A 17,772-nucleotide genomic window follows, 5' to 3' on the forward strand; every position below is an offset into this window, starting at 1 on the left:
AGGTCCTGAGCCTGCGGGCCACGGCCTTTGGTGGGGCGGGTGGGACTCGAACCCACGACCGACGGATTATGAGTCCGCTGCTCTAACCGGCTGAGCTACCGCCCCGTACGGCGTGCCGTCACCATCCCGTGCACGTCGTCTGCCGCAGCATAGCTGCTCATACGATCTGTCGCCCTCGCGGGTCACAGACGCACCACCTCATGGACCGCGATCACCTGGTGCTCGGTTCCCCGGGACATGAAAAAGGACCCCCGAGAGGGTCCTTGACCGCTGCTCCCCCGACTGGACTCGAACCAGTAACCTGCCGGTTAACAGCCGGCTGCTCTGCCAATTGAGCTACAGGGGATAGAGGAGCGCGAGCTCCCCCGACTGGACTCGAACCAGTAACCTGCCGGTTAACAGCCGGCTGCTCTGCCAATTGAGCTACAGGGGATCGCTCCGCTTGCACCGAATGCACCCGTTTCCGGCATCCCGGACGGCGTGCGCTCGCTGCGACACATACATTAGCGCAAGGTGGGGGGTGCTCCGCCAACCGGTATCTCCGTGGTTGTCCGCAGGCCACGACGGGTAGGCGCGAAGCACAGCCCCGAGACGAGGAGAGGGTGGAGCCATGCGCTACCGGCTGACGTTCATCAGCGGGGTCGCCGTCGGATACGTGCTCGGGGCGCGGGCCGGCCGCGACCGGTACGAGCAGCTGCGCAAGAGCGCCCAGCGCATCGCGCAGAACCCCGCGGTCAGGAACACGGTGGAGTCCGCCGGGCAGGCGGGGCGCGGGGCGGCCGTCAAGGCCGTGGACGCGGTGACCGCCAAGGTCGGGGACCGGCTGCCGCCGGCGGTCGCGGAGCGGCTGCGCCGGATGCGCGGCAACGGGTCGGCGGTCGAGGACGACTGGGGCACCAGCAACACCTGACGGCGCCGGTCCGGCGCGTGCGGATGCGGGCGGCGGTGACCGGTTTTCCGCCGTACGCGCCGGGTGCGGCATGATGCCCGCATGGGGATTGTGGCGGGGATCGACAGCTCGGGCACCGGCACGACGGTGGTCGTGTGCGACACCGGCAGCGGAGCCGTGCTCCGGCAGACCCACGCCCCGCACCCCCTGCCGGGCGGTGAGGGCGCCGGGACACCGACCGAGGTCGACCCCGAGGCGTGGCTGCTGTCGCTGGGCGAGGCGGCCAGGAGCGGGATGCTCGAAGGCGTGGAGGCCATCGGGGTCTCCGGGCAGCAGCACGGGATGCTGGCGCTGGACGCCGGCGGGGCGCTGGTGCGGCCCGCACTGCTCTGGAACGACAAGCGGGCGCAGATCCAGGCCGCCGACCTGACCGAGGAACTCGGCGGTCCGGGTGCCTGGGCCGAGGCGGTCGGGGCGGTGCCGCAGGCCGCGTACCCGGTGGCGAAGCTGCGCTGGCTGGCCCGGCACGAACCCGCCTCGGCGCAGCGCACCGCCCAGGTGCTGCTGCCGCACGACTGGCTGGTGTGGCAGCTGATGGGCCGCCCCCAGCGGCGTACGACGGACCGGGGCGACGCCTCGGGCACGGGCTACTGGTCGGCGGCGACCGGCCGGTGGCGAACGGACCTCGTGGAGCTGGCGCTCGGCCACCCGGTGCAGCTGCCCGAGGTGCTCGCGCCCGCCGAGCCGGCCGGCCGGACCCCGGAGGGACTGCTGATCTCGGCCGGCACCGGGGACAACATGGCGGCCGCGCTCGGTCTTGGCGTCGGCCCCGGGGACGCGGTGGTGTCGCTGGGCGCGGCCGGGACGGTCTTCGCGGTGCACGACCGCGCCCTGAGCGACCCGACCGGCACGATCACCTCCTTCGCCGACGCGACCGGCCGCCACCTGCCGGTGGTGCACACCCGCAACGCGGTGCGGGTGCTGCGCGGCACCGCCGAGCTGCTCGGCACCGACCTGGCCGGTCTGTCGGAGCTGGCGCTGCGCTCCACGCCGGGTTCGTACGGCCTGGTGCTGCTGCCGTACCTGGAGGGCGAGCGCACGCCGGACCTGCCGCACACCGCGGGGACGCTGCACGGGCTGCGGCGCGAGAGCATGAAGCCGGAGCACCTGGCGCGGGCGGCCTTCGAGGGGATGCTGTGCGGGCTGGCGGACGCGCTGGACGTGCTGCGCGGGCGCGGGGTGGAAGTGCGCCGGATCTTCCTGCTGGGCCCCGCGGGTGACCTGCCCGCCGTACGGTCGATGGCCCCGGCGCTGCTGGGCGCGCAGATCGTGGTCCCGCCGCCGGGCGAGTACGCGGCGCTGGGCGCGGCCCGGCAGGCGGCGTGGTCGCTGGGGGTGGTGAACGGCACAGCCGCGCCGGATCAGCCCCCGTACTGGCACCCCGCGGACTACGCCGTCGCCGAACCGGGCCCGGACGACGGGCCGATCGGGCACTCGGTGCGGCAGCAGTACATCGCGGTGCGTGAGCAGACGCATCCGGGGGCGTTCCCGGGTTGATCCCGGTGCCGGCCATGAGCCGGTAAACCCTGTGCCTGCGGCAACCATCGGACTATAAGCTCGCCCGTTGTGCTGATCCGTCTGCTCCGGCCCCATCTGCTGCCCTACCGGCGCGCCGTGTACGCGCTCGTCGTGCTACAGCTCGTGGCGACCCTCGCCATGCTCTACCTGCCCACCCTGAACGCCGACATCATCGACGAAGGCGTCGTGAAGGGGGACACGGGCTACATCCTCCGGACCGGCGGCGTCATGCTCGCCGTGACCCTGGCCCAGCTCGCCTGCTCGGTGGGCGCCGTCTACCACGGGGCCCGCACCTCGATGGCGGTCGGCCGGGACATCCGCGCCTCCGTCTTCGACCGGGTGCAGCGCTTCTCCTCGCGCGAGGTCGGGCAGTTCGGCGCTCCCTCACTGATCACCCGTACGACCAACGACGTCCAGCAGGTGCAGATGCTGGTGCTGATGACCTTCACGCTGATGGTCTCGGCACCCATCATGTGCTTCGGCGGCATCATCATGGCGCTCGGCCAGGACGTGCCGCTGTCCTCGCTGCTGCTGGCGGTGGTGCCGGTGCTGGGCGTGCTGGTACTGCTGCTGGTCCGCAAACTGCGCCCGCTGTTCCGCTCCATGCAGGTCCGGCTGGACACGGTGAACCGGGTGCTGCGCGAGCAGATCACCGGCATCCGGGTCATCCGCGCCTTCGTCAAGGACGACTTCGAGCAGGACCGGTTCCGCAGGGCCAACGACGACCTGACGGACGTCGCGCTGCGTGCCGGGCGGACGATGACGCTGATGTTCCCGGTCGCGATGGCCGTCGTGAACGTCACGAGCGTGGCCGTGCTGTGGTTCGGCGCCCACCGGATCGACAGCGGCGGCATGCAGATCGGCGCGCTGACCGCGTTCATCAGCTACCTGATGCAGATCCTGATGTCGATCATGATGGCCACCTTCATGGTGATGATGGTGCCGCGCGCCGAGGTGTGCGCCGAGCGCATCGAGGAGGTGCTGGGCACCGACCCCAGCGTCATCCCGCCCGCCGAGCCGGTGCGGCTCCCGGTCCGGCGCGGTGAGCTGGAACTGCGCGCCGCGGACTTCGCGTACCCGGGCGCCGAGGCCGAGGTGCTGCGCGGCGTCGGCCTGATCGCCCGGCCCGGGGAGACCACGGCGGTGATCGGCTCCACCGGCAGCGGCAAGACGACCCTGCTCGGCCTGGTGCCGCGGCTGTTCGACGCCACCGGCGGCCAGGTGCTGATCGACGGCGTCGACGTCCGCGAACTGGACGCGGCGCACCTGGCCGAGACGGTCGCCCTGGTCCCGCAGAAGCCGTACCTGTTCTCCGGGACGGTCGCCTCCAACCTGCGCTACGGCAACCCCGAGGCCACCGACGAGGACCTCTGGCACGCCCTGGAGATCGCGCAGGCCCGGGACTTCGTGGAACGCCTCGCGGAGGAGGGCGGCGGCTCCGGACTCGACGCCCCGATCGCGCAGGGCGGCACCAACGTCTCCGGCGGCCAGCGCCAGCGCCTCGCCATCGCGCGGGCCCTGGTGCGCAAGCCGGCCATCTACCTCTTCGACGACTCCTTCTCGGCGCTGGACTACGCCACCGACGCCGCGCTGCGCCGGGCGCTGGCCCGGGAGACGGCGGACGCGACGGTCGTGATCGTCGCTCAGCGGGTCAGCACCATCCGCGACGCCGACCGGATCGTGGTCCTCGACGAGGGCCGTGTGGTGGGCACCGGCACCCACCGCGAGCTGATGGACGGCAATCCCACGTACCGGGAGATCGTGCTCTCCCAGCTCACCGAGCAGGAGGCGGCATGAGCGTCCCCGCGCCCCGGAGGGGGCCTGGACCCGCGGCGGGTCCGATGCGGTTCATGGGCGGCCAGCCCACCGAGCGGTCCCTGGACTTCAAGGGCTCCGGCAAGCGGCTGCTGGGGCTGATGCGTCCCGAACGCGCCCTGGTCATCGCCATGCTGGCCTGCACGACGCTGGGCGTCACCCTCAACGTCATCGGCCCGAGGATCCTGGGCAGGGCCACCGACCTGATCTTCGCCGGGGTGCTCGGCCGTTCGCTGCCGGCCGGCACCGACAAGGCCGGGGCGATCGAGCACCTGCGGCAGCAGGGCAGCGACGCCCTCGCCGACCTGCTGCAGTCCACCGACTTCACCCCGGGCGCCGGGATCGACTTCGACGCCGTGGGCCACGTCCTGCTGACCGCCCTCGCGGTCTACGCGGCCGCCGCGGTCTTCGCGATCGTCCAGGGCCGGCTCGCCACCACCGTCATCCAGCGCACCGTGTTCCGGCTGCGCCAGGACGTCGAGGCGAAGCTGTCCCGGCTGCCGCTGTCGTACTTCGACCGGCAGCCGCGCGGCGAGGTGCTGAGCCGGGCCACCAACGACATCGACAACATCGGCCAGACGCTCCAGCAGACGATGGGGCAGATCATCTTCGCGCTGCTGTCCATCGTGGGCGTGCTGGTGATGATGTTCTCGATCTCCTGGCTGCTGGCGCTGGTGGCACTGGTGACCGTGCCGCTGTCGGTGTTCGTCGCCACTGCGGTCGGCAAGCGGGCCCAGCCGCAGTTCGTGCGGCAGTGGGCGACCACCGGCAAGCTCAACGCCCACATCGAGGAGATGTACACCGGGCACACCCTGGTGAAGGTCTTCGGCCGCCAGGAGGAGTCGGCGGAGGCCTTCCGCGAGCAGAACGAGGCGCTCTACCAGTCGGGCTTCCGCGCACAGTTCATCTCGGGCGTCATCCAGCCCGCGATGATGTTCATCGGGAACGTCAACTACATCCTGGTCGCCGTCGTGGGCGGCCTGCGGGTGGCGAGCGGCGCGCTGTCCATCGGCGACGTTCAGGCCTTCATCCAGTACAGCCGCCAGTTCAGCCAGCCGCTGACGCAGGTGGCGAGCATGTCCAACCTGGTGCAGTCCGGGGTCGCCTCCGCCGAGCGGGTCTTCGAGCTGCTGGACGCGCAGGAGCAGAGCCCGGAGCCGAAGACGCTCTCGCTGCGCAAGGAGCAGCGCGGTGAGGTCCGGTTCGAGGACGTGGCGTTCCGCTACGAGCCGGAGAAGCCGCTCATCGAGGACCTGTCGCTGACCGTCGAGCCGGGCCACACGGTGGCCATCGTCGGCCCGACCGGCGCGGGCAAGACCACCCTGGTCAACCTGCTCATGCGCTTCTACGAGGTCACCGGCGGGCGGATCACCCTCGACGGCACCGACATCGCGTCCATGCCGCGGGAGGAACTGCGCTCCGGCATCGGCATGGTGCTGCAGGACACCTGGCTGTTCGGCGGCACGATCGCGGAGAACATCGCGTACGGAACCGAGGGAGCCACCCGCGAGCAGATCGAGGAGGCCGCGCGCGCCGCGCACGCGGACCGCTTCATCCGCACCCTCCCGGACGGCTACGACACCGTCATCGACGACGACGGCACGGGCGTCAGCGCCGGCGAGAAGCAGCTGATCACCATCGCGCGGGCGTTCCTGTCCGACCCGGTGATCCTCGTCCTCGACGAGGCCACCAGCTCGGTCGACACGCGCACCGAGGTGCTGATCCAGCGGGCCATGGCGCAGCTCAGCCACGGCCGCACCAGCTTCGTCATCGCGCACCGGCTGTCCACGATCCGCGACGCGGACGTCATCTTGGTGATGGAGAGCGGCGACATCGTCGAACAGGGCACCCACCAGGAGCTGCTGGCCAAGGACGGCGCCTACGCCCGGCTGTACGCGGCGCAGTTCGCGCAGGCGGTGGCGGAGGTCGACTGACCGCCCGCGCCGCCGCGACACGAGCCCCCGCCGGCCCGGCCGGCGGGGGCTCACGCGTCCTCAGTCCAGGTAGCCGCGCAACTGGTCGGCGAAGGCGTGGTCGCGCAGCTTGCCCAGGGTCTTGGACTCGATCTGCCGGATGCGCTCACGGGTCACGCCGAAGATCCGGCCGATCTCCTCCAGGGTGCGCGGGCGTCCGTCGGCCAGGCCGTACCGCAGCTGGACGACCTTGCGCTCGCGCTCGCCGAGGGTGGACAGCACCGCCTCCAGGTGCTCGCGCAGCAGCAGGAAGGCGGCGGACTCCACGGGCGAGGCGGCGTCGCCGTCCTCGATGAGGTCGCCGAGGGCGACGTCCTCCTCCTCGCCCACCGGGGCGTGCAGGCTCACCGGTTCCTGCGCCAGCCGCAGCACCTCGGTGACCCGCTCCGGGGGGATCTCCAGGTGGGCGCCGACCTCCTCGGTGGTGGGCTCGTAGCCGCGTTCCTGCAGCAGGCGGCGCTGGACGCGGACGACGCGGTTGATCAGCTCCACGACGTGGACCGGGACCCGGATGGTGCGGGCCTGGTCGGCCAGCGCGCGGCTCATGGCCTGGCGGATCCACCAGGTCGCGTAGGTGGAGAACTTGTAGCCGCGGGCGTAGTCGAACTTCTCCACGGCGCGGATCAACCCGAGGTTGCCCTCCTGGACCAGGTCGAGCATGGTCAGGCCGCGGCCGACGTAACGCTTGGCGACCGAGACGACCAGGCGCAGATTGGCCTCGATCAGGCGGCGTTTGGCCATCCGGCCGAGCACCACCAGCCGGTCGAGGTCGACGGCGAGCCGGGAGTCGGGGTCCGGGGTGCTGCCCAGCTTCTCCTCCGCGAAGAGGCCGGCCTCGACCCGGCGGGCGAGCTCGACCTCCTCCTCTGCGGTGAGCAGGGGTATCCGGCCGATCTCCCGCAGGTACTGGCGGAAGAGGTCGGCGGACGGGCCGGAGACCTCGTCGCCCGACCGCCGTCGTACGGGGCCCGGGTCGGGATCGGACTCGGGGCCGGGCTGGAGGTCGGACTGGAGGTCAGGGTCGGGCCCGGCCTCGGCCGCGGCCTGCGCACGCGCATGCGCTTGTCTCTCGCCGGGTTCGCCGGCCGGCTCCTCGGGGTGCACGGCCGCGTGGTTCTGCTCCGGCACGCACTCCAGCAGGTCGTCGGCCGGGAGCGCCGGGGGCGTCAGGGTCCGGATGTGCACGGGAGCGACCTCCACGGTGAGCGCAGCCACGGACTCGGAGACACGCACCGGCGGAACGGTCGCGGCGCCCTCGCCGCGGCTCGTCCGGGAGTTCGCCGTCAGCGGTACTCCGGTGGCGTCACCGTCGACACCGCTCGGTAGTCCGCGCTCCGAGGACTCTTGCACCACCCCCAGTGTGGCGTACGGCACACCGTGCCCACGAGGGTCGTGCGCCGCTTTTTTGTGACGGAGGGCAACCCCCTCGTCACGCCCGCGTCCCCGTCCGTTCCGGGGCCGGACGGCCCGGCGCGGCCCGGCTCACAGGGCTGCGGCGCCCTGCTCGCGCAGCCGCTGGCCGTACTGCTGGAGGGCCCACAGCTCGCCCTGGACGGCCGCGAGCCGAGCCTCGTCGGCACGGGGACCGAGCCGGGTGAGGGAGGCGCGGACCTCGGCGACACGACGCTCGACCGCGAGCAGGCGGACCCGGACGAGGACCTCGCCCGCGTAGATGTCGGGGGCCTTGTGCATCACGGCCTCGACGGCGAGTTCCGTCACCATGCCGCGGACCGTGTCGTCCGGCGCGACGTCCCGCACGCGGGCCAGGTAGTCGGCGTCCGCGGACTCCGCGCCGCCCGCCTCGGCGATGGCGCGGCGCACGGCGGTGTACGGCGGGGCGGTGAACTCGTCCTCCCCGTAGGCGTCGAAGGCCGGGGAGACCAGCTGCGGGTGCTGCAGGGCCAGCTTGAGCAGCTCACGCTCGACGCGGTGCGCCGGGCTGCGCAGGTCCAGCCGGGGACCGCGCGGCGCCGCCGGCCCGGCGGGGGCCGCCTGCTGCGCCGGCGGCGGGCCGCCACGGGTGCCGTGGCCGGGGCCGCCCGGGCCCGACGGGCCTTGGGACTGGCGGCGTTCGCGCTGCCAGCGGGCGAGCTGTGCGACGCGGCGCACCACGAACTGCGAGTCGAGGATGCCGAGCATGCCGGCGAGCTGCACCGCGTACTCGTGCTGGATGGCGGCGTTCTTGATGCCCGCGACGATGGGCGCGCCCGCCTCCAGTGCGGAGGCCCGGCCCTCGGCGGTGTCGAGGTTGTAGCGGGCGACGGCCGACCGCAGAGCGAAGGCGAACAGCGGCGTGCGGGTGTCCATCAGCCGCTGCACGGCCGCGTCCCCCTCGGCCAGGCGCAGTTCGCACGGGTCCATGCCGCCGGGGGTGATGGCGATGGAGGTCTCGGCGGCGAACTTCTGGTCGTCCTCGAAGGCACGCAGGGCGGCCTTCTGGCCGGCCTCGTCGCCGTCGAAGGTGAAGACCACCTCGGCGTTGGCGTTGTCCATCAGCATCCGGCGGAGGATCTTGATGTGATCGCCGCCGAAGGCGGTGCCGCAGGTCGCGATGGCGGTGGTGACGCCCGCGAGGTGGCAGGCCATGACGTCGGTGTAGCCCTCGACCACGACGGCCCGGCTGGTGCGGCCGATCTCCTTCTTGGCCAGATCGATGCCGTACAGGACCTGGGACTTCTTGTAGATCGGCGTCTCGGGGGTGTTGAGGTACTTCGGGCCCTGGTCGTCCTCGCGCAGCTTGCGCGCGCCGAAGCCGATCACCTCGCCGGTGATGTCGCGGATCGGCCAGATCAGCCGGCCGCGGAAGCGGTCGATGGCGCCGCCGCGGCGGCTCTCGCTGGCCAGCCCGGAGACGATCAGCTCGCGGTCGGTGAAGCCCCTGCCGCGCAGGAAGCGGACGAGGTGGTCCCACCCGGCCGGGGCGTAACCGACGCCGAAGTGTTCTGCGGCGGCCTGGTCGAAGCCGCGCTCGGCGAGGAACTTCCGGCCGATCTCCGCCTCGGCGCCGCCGAGCTGCTCGACGTAGAACTGCGCGGCGGCCTTGTGCGCCTCGATCAGCCGGATCCGCTCGCCCTGCTGGCGGCCCGGGGTGTAGCCGCCCTCCTCGTACCGCAGCGTGATGCCCGCCACGGCGGCGAGCCGCTCGACCGCCTCGGAGAAGGACAGGTGGTCGACCTTCATCACGAAGTCGAGGGTGTCGCCGCCCTCCTGGCAGCCGAAGCAGTGGTAGAGCCCCTTGCTGGGGCTCACGTGGAAGGACGGGGACTTCTCGTCGTGGAAGGGGCACAGGCCCTTCAGATTGCCGCCGCCCGCGTTCCTGAGCTGCAGGTACTCGGACACGACGGCGTCGATCGGGACCGCGTCCCGCACCGCCTTGACGTCCTCGTCCCTGATCCGCCCAGCCACGGAAGGATTCTACGGCGCTGCCCGCGGAAGGTCAGACCAGCTTGGCGACGAAGAGGAAGTGCGGACCGGCCGGCTCCAGCACGAACTCCTCCCCCACCGCCGTGAAGCCCTGGCCCTCCCAGAAGCCGCGCGCCGAGGTGCGGCCGTTGCACCACACCAGCTCGGCCCCGCGCTGCCGGGCCTGCTCCAGCGCGGCGCGCAGCAGCGCCGACCCGTAGCCGCGGCCGCGGACCTCGGGCGCGCTGGCCATGCCGCGGATCCGGTACTCGACCGCGGTGTCGCCGGGCAGCCGCTCCGGGAAGAGCGTGACGCACGCCACGACCTCGTCGCCGCCGTCGCCGTAGGCCGCCATGTGGAAGGCGAGCGGGTGGCCGTCCTCCAGGAAGATCGCCGAAACGCGGGGGAGCCCGGGCCGCAGCACCCTCCAGCGCAGATCGAAGATCTCCTCAACGGGTACGACGGCGGTTCTGGGCTCCATGACAGCCATGCTAGGTGACCGCTCCCGGGGTCACTCCAGGAGGGAGGCCAGCGGCACCTTGGGGTCGGCCAGCGCGTCGGGGTCGACCTGGCGGCCGCAGCGGATGAGCTTCTGGACGGTGTCGGTCACGTCCCACACATTGACGTTCATCCCGGCCAGCACCCGGCCCTCGCGCAGCCAGAAGGCGATGAACTGCCGCTTGCCCATGTCGCCCCGGGCCAGCACCTGGTCGTAGGTGCCGGGGGCGGCGTGCCCGGAGAACTCCATGCCCAGGTCGTACTGGTCGGTGAAGAAGTACGGGACCCGGTCGTACACGACGTCCCTGCCGAGCATGGCACGCGCCGCCACGGGCCCGCTGTTGAGCGCGTTCGCCCAGTGCTCGACCCGCAACCGGCCGCCCAGCAGGGGGTGTTCGGCGTTGGCGACGTCACCGGCGGCGAAGACGTCGGGGTCGGAGGTGCGCAGGGAGGCGTCCACGGCGATCCCGCCGCCGGCGGCACGGTCGGCCAGCGCGAGCCCGGAGGCCTCGGCGAGCGCGGTGCGCGGCGCGGCGCCGATCGCGGCGAGCACGTGGTGGGCGGGGTGCTCCTCGCCGTCGTCGGTGAGCACCGACATCACCATGCCGTCCTGGCCGGTGATCTCGGTGAGCCGCGCGCCGAAGTGGAAGCGCACCCCGTGCTCGCGGTGCAGGTCGGCGAAGACCTCGCCGAGCTCCGGGCCGAGGACGGAGTGCAGCGGGCACGGCTGCGGCTCGACGACCGTGACCTCGACGCCGTAGCCGCGGGCGGCGGCCGCCACCTCCAGGCCGATCCAGCCCGCCCCGGCGATGACCAGATGGCCGTTCTCGCGGCCGAGCGCGGTCAGCACGTTCTTCAGCCGCTCGGCGTGCGCGAGGCGGCGCAGGTGGTGCACCCCGGCCAGGTCGGTGCCGGGGATGTCCAGCCGGCGCGGCTCGGCGCCGGTGGTCAGCAGCAGCCGGTCGTACGGGATGGCGGTGCCGTCGCCCAGGGTGATGCGCCGGCCGGCCCGGTCCAGGCCGGTGACCGGCTGGCCGAGGTGGAGTTCGACGTCGTGCTCGGCGTACCAGGCGGCGGGATGGACGAAGACCGAGTCGCGCTCCTCGTTGCCGAGCAGGAAGCCCTTGGAGAGCGGCGGTCGCTCGTAGGGGTGGTCGCGTTCGTCCCCGATCAGTATCACGCGGCCGGTGAAGCCCTCGGAGCGCAGCGTCTCCGCCGCTTTCGCCCCGGCGAGCCCCGCCCCGACGATGACGAATGTGTGGTCTGCGTCCACCACTGTGCGCCTCCCTGGTGTCCTCGGGTGCCCGGCGGCCCTCCCTCTGGCAATTGCCAGTGATGTGAGCGTCCCGCACGGCAGGGCCGACGTGAAGAGTGCCGCGCCGACCGGGAACGGGGGCGGCACGGCGCGCGGGGGCGGACGGGGGCCCGCCGGGAGCTCACCGGGAGGCGGTGAGCCGGGCGTGCAGAGCGGTCGCGGCGGCGTCCGTGAGCGAGGCGATCTGGTCGACGACGGCCCGCTGCCGGGCCCGGTCGTCCTTGGCCGCGTCGAAGATGCCGCGGAACTGCGGGTCCAGCCCCTCCGGCGCCCTGGCCAGCAGGGCCTCGGCGAGTTCCCCGATGACCACGCGCTGCTGGGCGCGCCGCCGCTCCTGCGCCTCGCGCTGCATGACGTAACGGTCGGCGACCGCCTTCAGTACGGCGCACTCCAGCCGCTGGTCGCGCGGTACGACCAGCTGGGCGCGGTGGCGGGTGAGCCGGCCGGTGCCGTAGGCGTCGCGGGTGGCGCGCTCGGCGGCCAGGCAGAAACGGCCGATCAGCTGCGAGCTGGCGTCCTTCAGCCGGGCCTGGGCGATGGCGGAGCCGTCGTAGCCGTGCGGCCACCACTCCATGTCCAGCAGCCGGTCCAGGGCCTCGGCGAGCTCGTCCCCGGCCGCCCCGGGGGCGTAGCGGGCGGCTGCCACGGCGAAGATCTCCCGGCGCTCGGGGTCGGCGAGCAGCACCGCCGGGTCCAGGTGGCCGGCGTGCAGACCGTCCTCGACGTCGTGGACGGAGTACGCCACGTCGTCGGCCCAGTCCATGACCTGTGCCTCGAAGCACTGCACGTACGGGCGGTCGGCGGGGGCGGTGCGGCGCAGCCACTCGAAGACCGGCAGGTCGTCCTCGTACACGCCGAACTTGGGGCTGGTGGGGTCGGTGGGGTGTCCGCCGCGCGTCCACGGGTACTTCGTCGCCGCGTCCAGCGCCGCCCGGGTCAGGTTGAGGCCCACGCTGATCAGGGTGCCGTCGTCGGCGTGGGCGAAACGCTTCGGCTCCAGCCGGGTCAGGATGCGCAGGCTCTGGGCGTTGCCCTCGAAGCCGCCGCAGCCGGCCGCGACCTCGGCGAGCACCATCTCGCCGTTGTGGCCGAACGGCGGATGGCCGATGTCGTGGGCCAGGCAGGCGGTCTCCACCAGGTCCGGGTCGCAGCCGAGGGCCGCCCCGAGTTCCCGGCCGACCTGGGCGCACTCCAGGCTGTGCGTCAGCCGCGTCCGCGGGCTGCTGTTGATCGCCCGGGCGTCGTCGACCGGGTCCACCACCTGCGTCTTCCCGGCCAGCCTGCGCAGTGCCGCGGAGTGCAGCATGCGGGCCCGGTCCCGCTGGAACGAGGTGCGACCGGCCCGCTTGTCGGGCTCGGGCACGTAGCGTTCGGTGTCGGCTTCGCTGTAGGGGGCGTAGTCGGCCGCCGCGGGGTGGTTCGCGTCCATACCGCGACGGTAGCGGGCGCGACCGGATACCGGCGGCTACGCCGTGGCCGGCTGCGCCGCGGCGGCGGAACCCGCCGTGCCGGCCAGCGCCCGGTCGTAGCGGTGCAGCACCAGCGCGGCCATCGCCGGATGCGCGCCGAGCGGGGCCGCGGCGATCCACGGCGCCGCGGCGGCCGTCGCCGTCGCGAAGCGGCCCGGCGCAGCGAAGCAGGACGCCACCGCGACCCGGTCCCGGCCGCCGGCCGCCAGCCGCCGCACCGCGCCCGCGACGTCCGGCCCCGCCGACGCGTACGCGGGCACCACCGGGACGTTCCCGCCCAGCCGGGCCCGCAGCAGCGCCGCCGTCGCCTCGGTGTCCCGGGCCGACCGCGGGTCCCGGGACCCGGCGGCGGCCAGCACGATCCCGGCGCGCCGGGCGGCCCGCGGGGAGCCGGTGCGCCAGCCGGCCTCGGCCAGCCGGTCGTGCAGCGCCTCGGCCAGCAGCGGGTGCGGGCCGAGCGGCGCCGCGACCCGTCCGCGCAGGTGCGGGGCACGGGCCAGCGCCCCGGGGATGTCCCGCTTGACGTGGTGGCCGCGGGTCAGCATCAGCGGTACCAGGACGGCCTCCCCGTCCAGGGCGGCCAGGGTGTCGTCCAGCGGCGGCTCGTCGATCTCGATGTGGCCGAGCCGCACGGACAGCCCCGGGCGCAGGTCCCTGATCCGGTCCACGAGGGCGAGCGCGGTGCGCAGCGCCGCCGGGTCGCGGCTGCCGTGCGCGACGGCGACCAGGACCGGGGGGCGCGGGGCCGCGGAGCGCAGTGTCACCCGGGCGAGCCGGCTGCTGAGCTGCGTGGTGATCCGGGACATGAGCTGTGCCGTGCTGTCGAAGTGCTCCGGTCCTGGCACGCCGTGCGGTGCGGGTTCCTTGGCCGTCATGCACTGAGTGTGGCGAGCGGGGATTGCCGGGCCGTTGCACCGGCATGACGACTGGTTTCCGCCGCATCACACGTCGCACGGGCCGGTGTGAGGGCCCCGCGCACACGGGCCGCGTCAGCGGCGCTTCCAGTCGCCGCCGGCGATGGGGCGTCCCTTCTCCCGCAGGTCGCGCTCGTGGTCGGCGGCCGCCAGGTAGACCCAGGCCGGCAGCGTCCGCCCGGCGTAGGTGCGCACGTCGCGGACGACGCGTTCGTACAGGTTACCGGGCTCATCGGGGCTGTACTCCTCCAGACGGTCGAGGTCCGCGAGCACCTCCTGGTACAGGTCATCGACCGGGTGGATCACATCGCCGTGGACGCGGCCGTGGTCGTCGGCGACGGCGTACGGGTAGCCCGGGCCCTCGAAGAGCAGCGCGCCGTGCAGCACGGCGGGCGTCTCGGACGTCGTCCGGCCGCGCAGCAGCCAGGAATGGTTGATCTCGCCCGGCCGCAGGGTCCCGTACACGAAGAACGGGAGTCGGGAATGGTCGTCACGCATCATCATCATGGAACCGCAAGGACGTGCGGGACGTCGACTCGGACGTGGAACGAAGCGTGAACCGGAAGGCGCCGGAGGCGGGCGGAGGAGCCGTCCTGCCACGGCTGCGGCGGCTCGCGCGGCTGCGGCGGCTCACGGGAGTGCGACGGCTCACGCGACTCACACGGCTGCCGCGGTCCAGGCGGGGACGGCGGCGCCTGCTGTGGGGGGCCGTGGCGCTGGGCGTGCTGGCGCTGCTCCCCTCGACGTGGCTCCAGGTCACGACCGACGACCGGGTCCGCACGGTGGCGACCGCCCCCGCGGAGCCCGTCGCCGTCGTCTTCGGCGCGGGCCTGTGGAACGGTGAGCCCTCCCCCTACCTGGCCCACCGCCTCGACGCGGCCGCCGAGCTGTGGGCGGCGGGCAAGGTGCGGGCGGTCCTCGTCACCGGCGACAACAGCCGCACCGACTACGACGAGCCGAGCGCGATGCGGGACTACCTGGCGGCGCACGGCGTGCCCTCGGAAAAGGTCGTCCTCGACTACGCCGGCTTCGACACGTGGGACTCCTGCACCCGGGCCCGGCGGGTCTTCGGCGTCGACCGGGCGCTCCTGGTCAGCCAGGGCTTCCACATACGTCGGGCGCTGGCGCTGTGCGGGGCGGCCGGGATCGAGGCGTACGGGATCGGGGTCGACGAGCGGCACGACGCCACCTGGTACTACGGGGGGACCCGCGAGGTCGCGGGAGCCGTGAAGGCCGCCTTCGACGCGGCGTTCACCCCGGATCCCCGTTTCCTCGGCCCTCGTGAGCGGGGCGTCCAGCGCACCCTGGGTTGACATCCTCGCCGCCCCGAACCGGCCGCTCTGACCCGGGCTGAGGCGAACAGCGCGGATCCGTGCACACAACTGAGGTCACAGCGGGCCAAAGATTCGCTTCACCACCGGGCTGAGCCCGGTGGTGAAGCGAATAGACCCGGTAGCCCCGGACCGGGGTGCCCCTTGCGGCCGGTTGCCGTGTGCGGGTCGTCTGCGCCTGCGGCGGGCGGTGCCTCGTGGGCGGACGTCGCGCCTGCGGCGGGCGGTTCGCCCGCCCTCCTCCCCAGCCTTCGACCGGAGTAGCCCCCATCCGGCGCGATGGTGAGGGCCTGCGCCCGTGCGTGGCGGCGACCAACCGCGGCGGCTGGGGAACCGCCCGCCGCAGGCACCCGCACCCGCGGCACCGGTCGCACAGCCTCACACCCGGCACAACCCCGCGGGGAGCGCCCCGTGCGCCGGGCGTAACGCCCGCGGGCGTGGGGCGAAACACCGGCGCCGCATCGTGGACGGCATGAGCGCCAGCGGAACCGTCGACACGCACTGTCCGTACTGTGCCCTGCAGTGCGGAATGGGCCTGCGTCCAGGCAGCGGGGGCATCCCCGAGGTGGTGGAGCGGGACTTCCCCGTGAACAGGGGAGCCCTGTGCGGCAAGGGCCGCACCGCGCCCGCCGTGCTGTCCCCGACGGCACGGCTGACCGGACCGCTGGTCAGGGACCGCGCCTCCGGGCAGCTGGAGCCGGCCACCTGGGAGGACGCCCTGGACCGGGTCGCGGAAGGCCTGCTCCGGGTGCGGGCCGCCCACGGCCCCGACGCCGTCGGCGTCTTCGGCGGCGGGGGCCTGACCAACGAGAAGGCGTACGCGCTGGGCAAGTTCGCCCGCGTCGTGCTGCGGACGTCCCAGATCGACTACAACGGCCGCTTCTGCATGTCCTCCGCCGCGGCCGCCCACACCAGGGCCTTCGGCCTGGACCGGGGCCTGCCGTTCCCGCTGGCGGACATCCCGCGGACCGGCTGCGTGATCCTGGTCGGCTCGAACCTCGCCGAGACGATGCCGCCCGCGCTGCGCTACTTCACGGAGCTGAAGGAGAACGGCGGCCGCCTGATCGTCGTGGACCCGCGCCGCACGCGCACCGCCGAGCACGCCGACCTGCACCTGCAACCGCGTCCCGGCACCGACCTCGCCCTCGCGCTGGGCCTGCTGCACCTGGTGGTCGCGCAGGGCCGCGTGGACGAGGACTTCGTCGCGCGGCGCACGACCGGCTGGCCGGAGGCGCGCGCCGCGGCGATGTCGCTCTGGCCGGAGCTGGTCGAGCGGATCACGGGGGTGCCGGTGCCCAGCCTGCGTGCGGCGGTGGAGATGTTCTGCGCCGTGCCGGAGGCGATGGTGCTGACCGCGCGCGGCCCGGAGCAGCAGTCGAAGGGCACGGACACGGTGAGCGCGTGGATCAACCTGTGCCTGGCGACGGGCCGCGCGGGGCGCCCGCTGTCGGGGTACGGCTGCCTCACGGGGCAGGGCAACGGCCAGGGCGGCCGGGAACACGGCCAGAAGGCCGACCAGCTGCCCGGCTACCGCAAGCTGGACGACCCGGCGGCGCGCGCCCACCTGGCCGGGGTGTGGGGGGTCGACCCGGACGACCTGCCGGGGCCGGGGCGCAGCGCGTACGAGCTGCTGGACGCGCTGGGCCGGGACGTGAAGGGCCTGCTGCTGATGGGCTCCAACCCGGTGGTCTCCGCGCCGCGGGCGGCGCACGTCACGGAGCGCATCGCGGCGCTGGACTTCCTCGCCGTGTGCGACGTGGTGCTGTCGGAGACGGCGGCGATGGCCGACGTGGTGCTGCCGGTGACGCAGTGGGCCGAGGAGACGGGCACCACGACGAGCCTGGAAGGCAGGGTGCTGCTGCGGCGCAAGGCCCTGGACCCACCGGAGGGTGTGCGCAGCGACCTGTACGTGCTGAACCGGCTGGCCGCGCGGCTGGGCTGGGAGAAGGGCTTTCCGGCCGACCCGGAGGAGGTCTTCGAGGAGCTGCGCCGCGCGTCGGCGGGCGGGCCCGCGGACTACTCGGGGATCACCTACCGCCGGACCGAGGCGGAGGACGGGGTGTTCTGGCCGTGCCCGGACGCCCCGGCCGGGGACGCCGCCGCGCACCCGGGCACGCCCCGGCTGTTCCTCGACCGGTTCGCGACGCCGGACGGCCGGGCGAGGTTCGTGCCGGTGCTGCACCGGCCGGCGGCCGAGGAGCCGGACGGGGACTTCCCTCTGTACCTGACGACCGGCCGGGTGCTGGCGCAGTACCAGTCGGGCGCCCAGACACGTCGGGTGGCGGAGCTGAACGCGGCCGCGCCAGGGCCCTTCGTGCAGCTCCACCCGCGCCTGGCCGAGCGCATCGGCGTCGCCGAGGGCGAGCCGGTCGCCGTCACGTCGCGCCGGGGCCGCGCGGTGGCGCCGGCCCGGGTGGACCGCGCCATCCGTCCGGACACGGTCTTCATGCCCTTCCACTGGGCGGGCGAGGGCCGGGCCAACACCCTGACCAACCCGGCGCTCGACCCGACGTCCCGCATGCCGGAGTTCAAGGTGTGCGCGGTCCGCGTCGAACGGGCGGAGCCGCGGACCATCGACGTCTGATATC

13 protein-coding genes and 3 tRNA genes are annotated in these 17,772 nt (G+C 73.5%); 6 read left to right on the forward strand and 10 right to left on the reverse strand.

Annotated features, from left to right (window positions below; translation table 11 throughout):
- Positions 1–28 precede the first annotated feature (28 nt).
- The 3 genes from AC3EUJ_RS27995 to AC3EUJ_RS28005 all read right to left on the reverse strand — a co-directional run bounded on the left by AC3EUJ_RS27995 (position 29) and on the right by AC3EUJ_RS28005 (position 433).
- Positions 29–105: transfer RNA gene (locus AC3EUJ_RS27995), tRNA-Ile, on the reverse strand.
- A gap of 168 nt (positions 106–273) precedes the next feature.
- Positions 274–346: transfer RNA gene (locus tag AC3EUJ_RS28000), tRNA-Asn, on the reverse strand.
- A 14-nt stretch (positions 347–360) separates the two neighbouring features.
- Positions 361–433: transfer RNA gene (locus AC3EUJ_RS28005), tRNA-Asn, on the reverse strand.
- A gap of 177 nt (positions 434–610) precedes the next feature.
- Between AC3EUJ_RS28005 and AC3EUJ_RS28010 the strand changes: the two genes are divergently transcribed.
- The 4 genes from AC3EUJ_RS28010 (at position 611) to AC3EUJ_RS28025 (ending at position 6,216) form a co-directional block, all read left to right on the forward strand.
- Positions 611–910, forward strand: a complete 300-nt coding sequence (locus AC3EUJ_RS28010) for a YtxH domain-containing protein (protein ID WP_431966092.1) — start codon at positions 611–613, stop codon at positions 908–910.
- Positions 911–991: 81 nt separating this feature from the next.
- Positions 992–2,446: an FGGY family carbohydrate kinase gene (locus AC3EUJ_RS28015; RefSeq protein WP_431966094.1), complete on the forward strand. Its 1,455-nt coding sequence runs from the start codon at positions 992–994 to the stop codon at positions 2,444–2,446.
- 69 nt (positions 2,447–2,515) lie between these two features.
- A complete protein-coding gene (locus tag AC3EUJ_RS28020; protein ID WP_431966096.1) occupies positions 2,516–4,264 on the forward strand; it encodes an ABC transporter ATP-binding protein in 1,749 nt (582 codons plus the stop codon).
- Positions 4,261–6,216: an ABC transporter ATP-binding protein gene (locus AC3EUJ_RS28025; RefSeq protein WP_431966098.1), complete on the forward strand. Its 1,956-nt coding sequence runs from the start codon at positions 4,261–4,263 to the stop codon at positions 6,214–6,216. Before AC3EUJ_RS28020 ends, AC3EUJ_RS28025 begins: the two co-directional genes overlap by 4 nt.
- A 60-nt stretch (positions 6,217–6,276) precedes the next feature.
- Here AC3EUJ_RS28025 and AC3EUJ_RS28030 read toward each other — a convergent pair whose 3' ends face one another.
- From AC3EUJ_RS28030 to AC3EUJ_RS28060, 7 genes are all read right to left on the reverse strand, one after another.
- Positions 6,277–7,629, reverse strand: coding sequence for an RNA polymerase sigma factor (locus AC3EUJ_RS28030; protein ID WP_431966100.1), 1,353 nt, complete (start codon positions 7,627–7,629; stop codon positions 6,277–6,279).
- A 108-nt stretch (positions 7,630–7,737) separates the two neighbouring features.
- A complete protein-coding gene (gene dnaG / locus AC3EUJ_RS28035) occupies positions 7,738–9,660 on the reverse strand; it encodes a DNA primase (protein WP_431966102.1) in 1,923 nt (640 codons plus the stop codon).
- A gap of 31 nt (positions 9,661–9,691) precedes the next feature.
- Positions 9,692–10,138: a GNAT family N-acetyltransferase gene (locus AC3EUJ_RS28040; protein WP_431966104.1), complete on the reverse strand. Its 447-nt coding sequence runs from the start codon at positions 10,136–10,138 to the stop codon at positions 9,692–9,694.
- A gap of 30 nt (positions 10,139–10,168) precedes the next feature.
- On the reverse strand, positions 10,169–11,431 hold the full coding sequence (locus AC3EUJ_RS28045) for an NAD(P)/FAD-dependent oxidoreductase (protein ID WP_431966106.1): 1,263 nt from the start codon (positions 11,429–11,431) through the stop codon (positions 10,169–10,171).
- A 160-nt stretch (positions 11,432–11,591) separates the two neighbouring features.
- Positions 11,592–12,899, reverse strand: coding sequence for a deoxyguanosinetriphosphate triphosphohydrolase (locus tag AC3EUJ_RS28050; RefSeq protein ID WP_431966108.1), 1,308 nt, complete (start codon positions 12,897–12,899; stop codon positions 11,592–11,594).
- 36 nt (positions 12,900–12,935) lie between these two features.
- Positions 12,936–13,814: a sirohydrochlorin chelatase gene (locus tag AC3EUJ_RS28055; protein WP_431966110.1), complete on the reverse strand. Its 879-nt coding sequence runs from the start codon at positions 13,812–13,814 to the stop codon at positions 12,936–12,938.
- 114 nt (positions 13,815–13,928) lie between these two features.
- A complete protein-coding gene (locus AC3EUJ_RS28060; protein WP_431966112.1) occupies positions 13,929–14,351 on the reverse strand; it encodes a gamma-glutamylcyclotransferase family protein in 423 nt (140 codons plus the stop codon).
- Positions 14,352–14,473: 122 nt separating this feature from the next.
- Here AC3EUJ_RS28060 and AC3EUJ_RS28065 point away from each other — a divergent pair, with 122 nt between their 5' ends.
- Positions 14,474–15,166 (forward strand): SanA/YdcF family protein, encoded by a 693-nt coding sequence (locus tag AC3EUJ_RS28065; RefSeq protein ID WP_431966160.1) that lies wholly within the window; start codon positions 14,474–14,476, stop codon positions 15,164–15,166.
- Between the two features lie 490 nt (positions 15,167–15,656).
- A complete protein-coding gene (locus tag AC3EUJ_RS28070) occupies positions 15,657–17,768 on the forward strand; it encodes a molybdopterin oxidoreductase family protein (protein WP_431966114.1) in 2,112 nt (703 codons plus the stop codon).
- The last annotated feature ends 4 nt before the right edge of the window (positions 17,769–17,772 follow it).

It is taken from the genome of Actinacidiphila sp. bgisy160, from assembly GCF_057707815.1.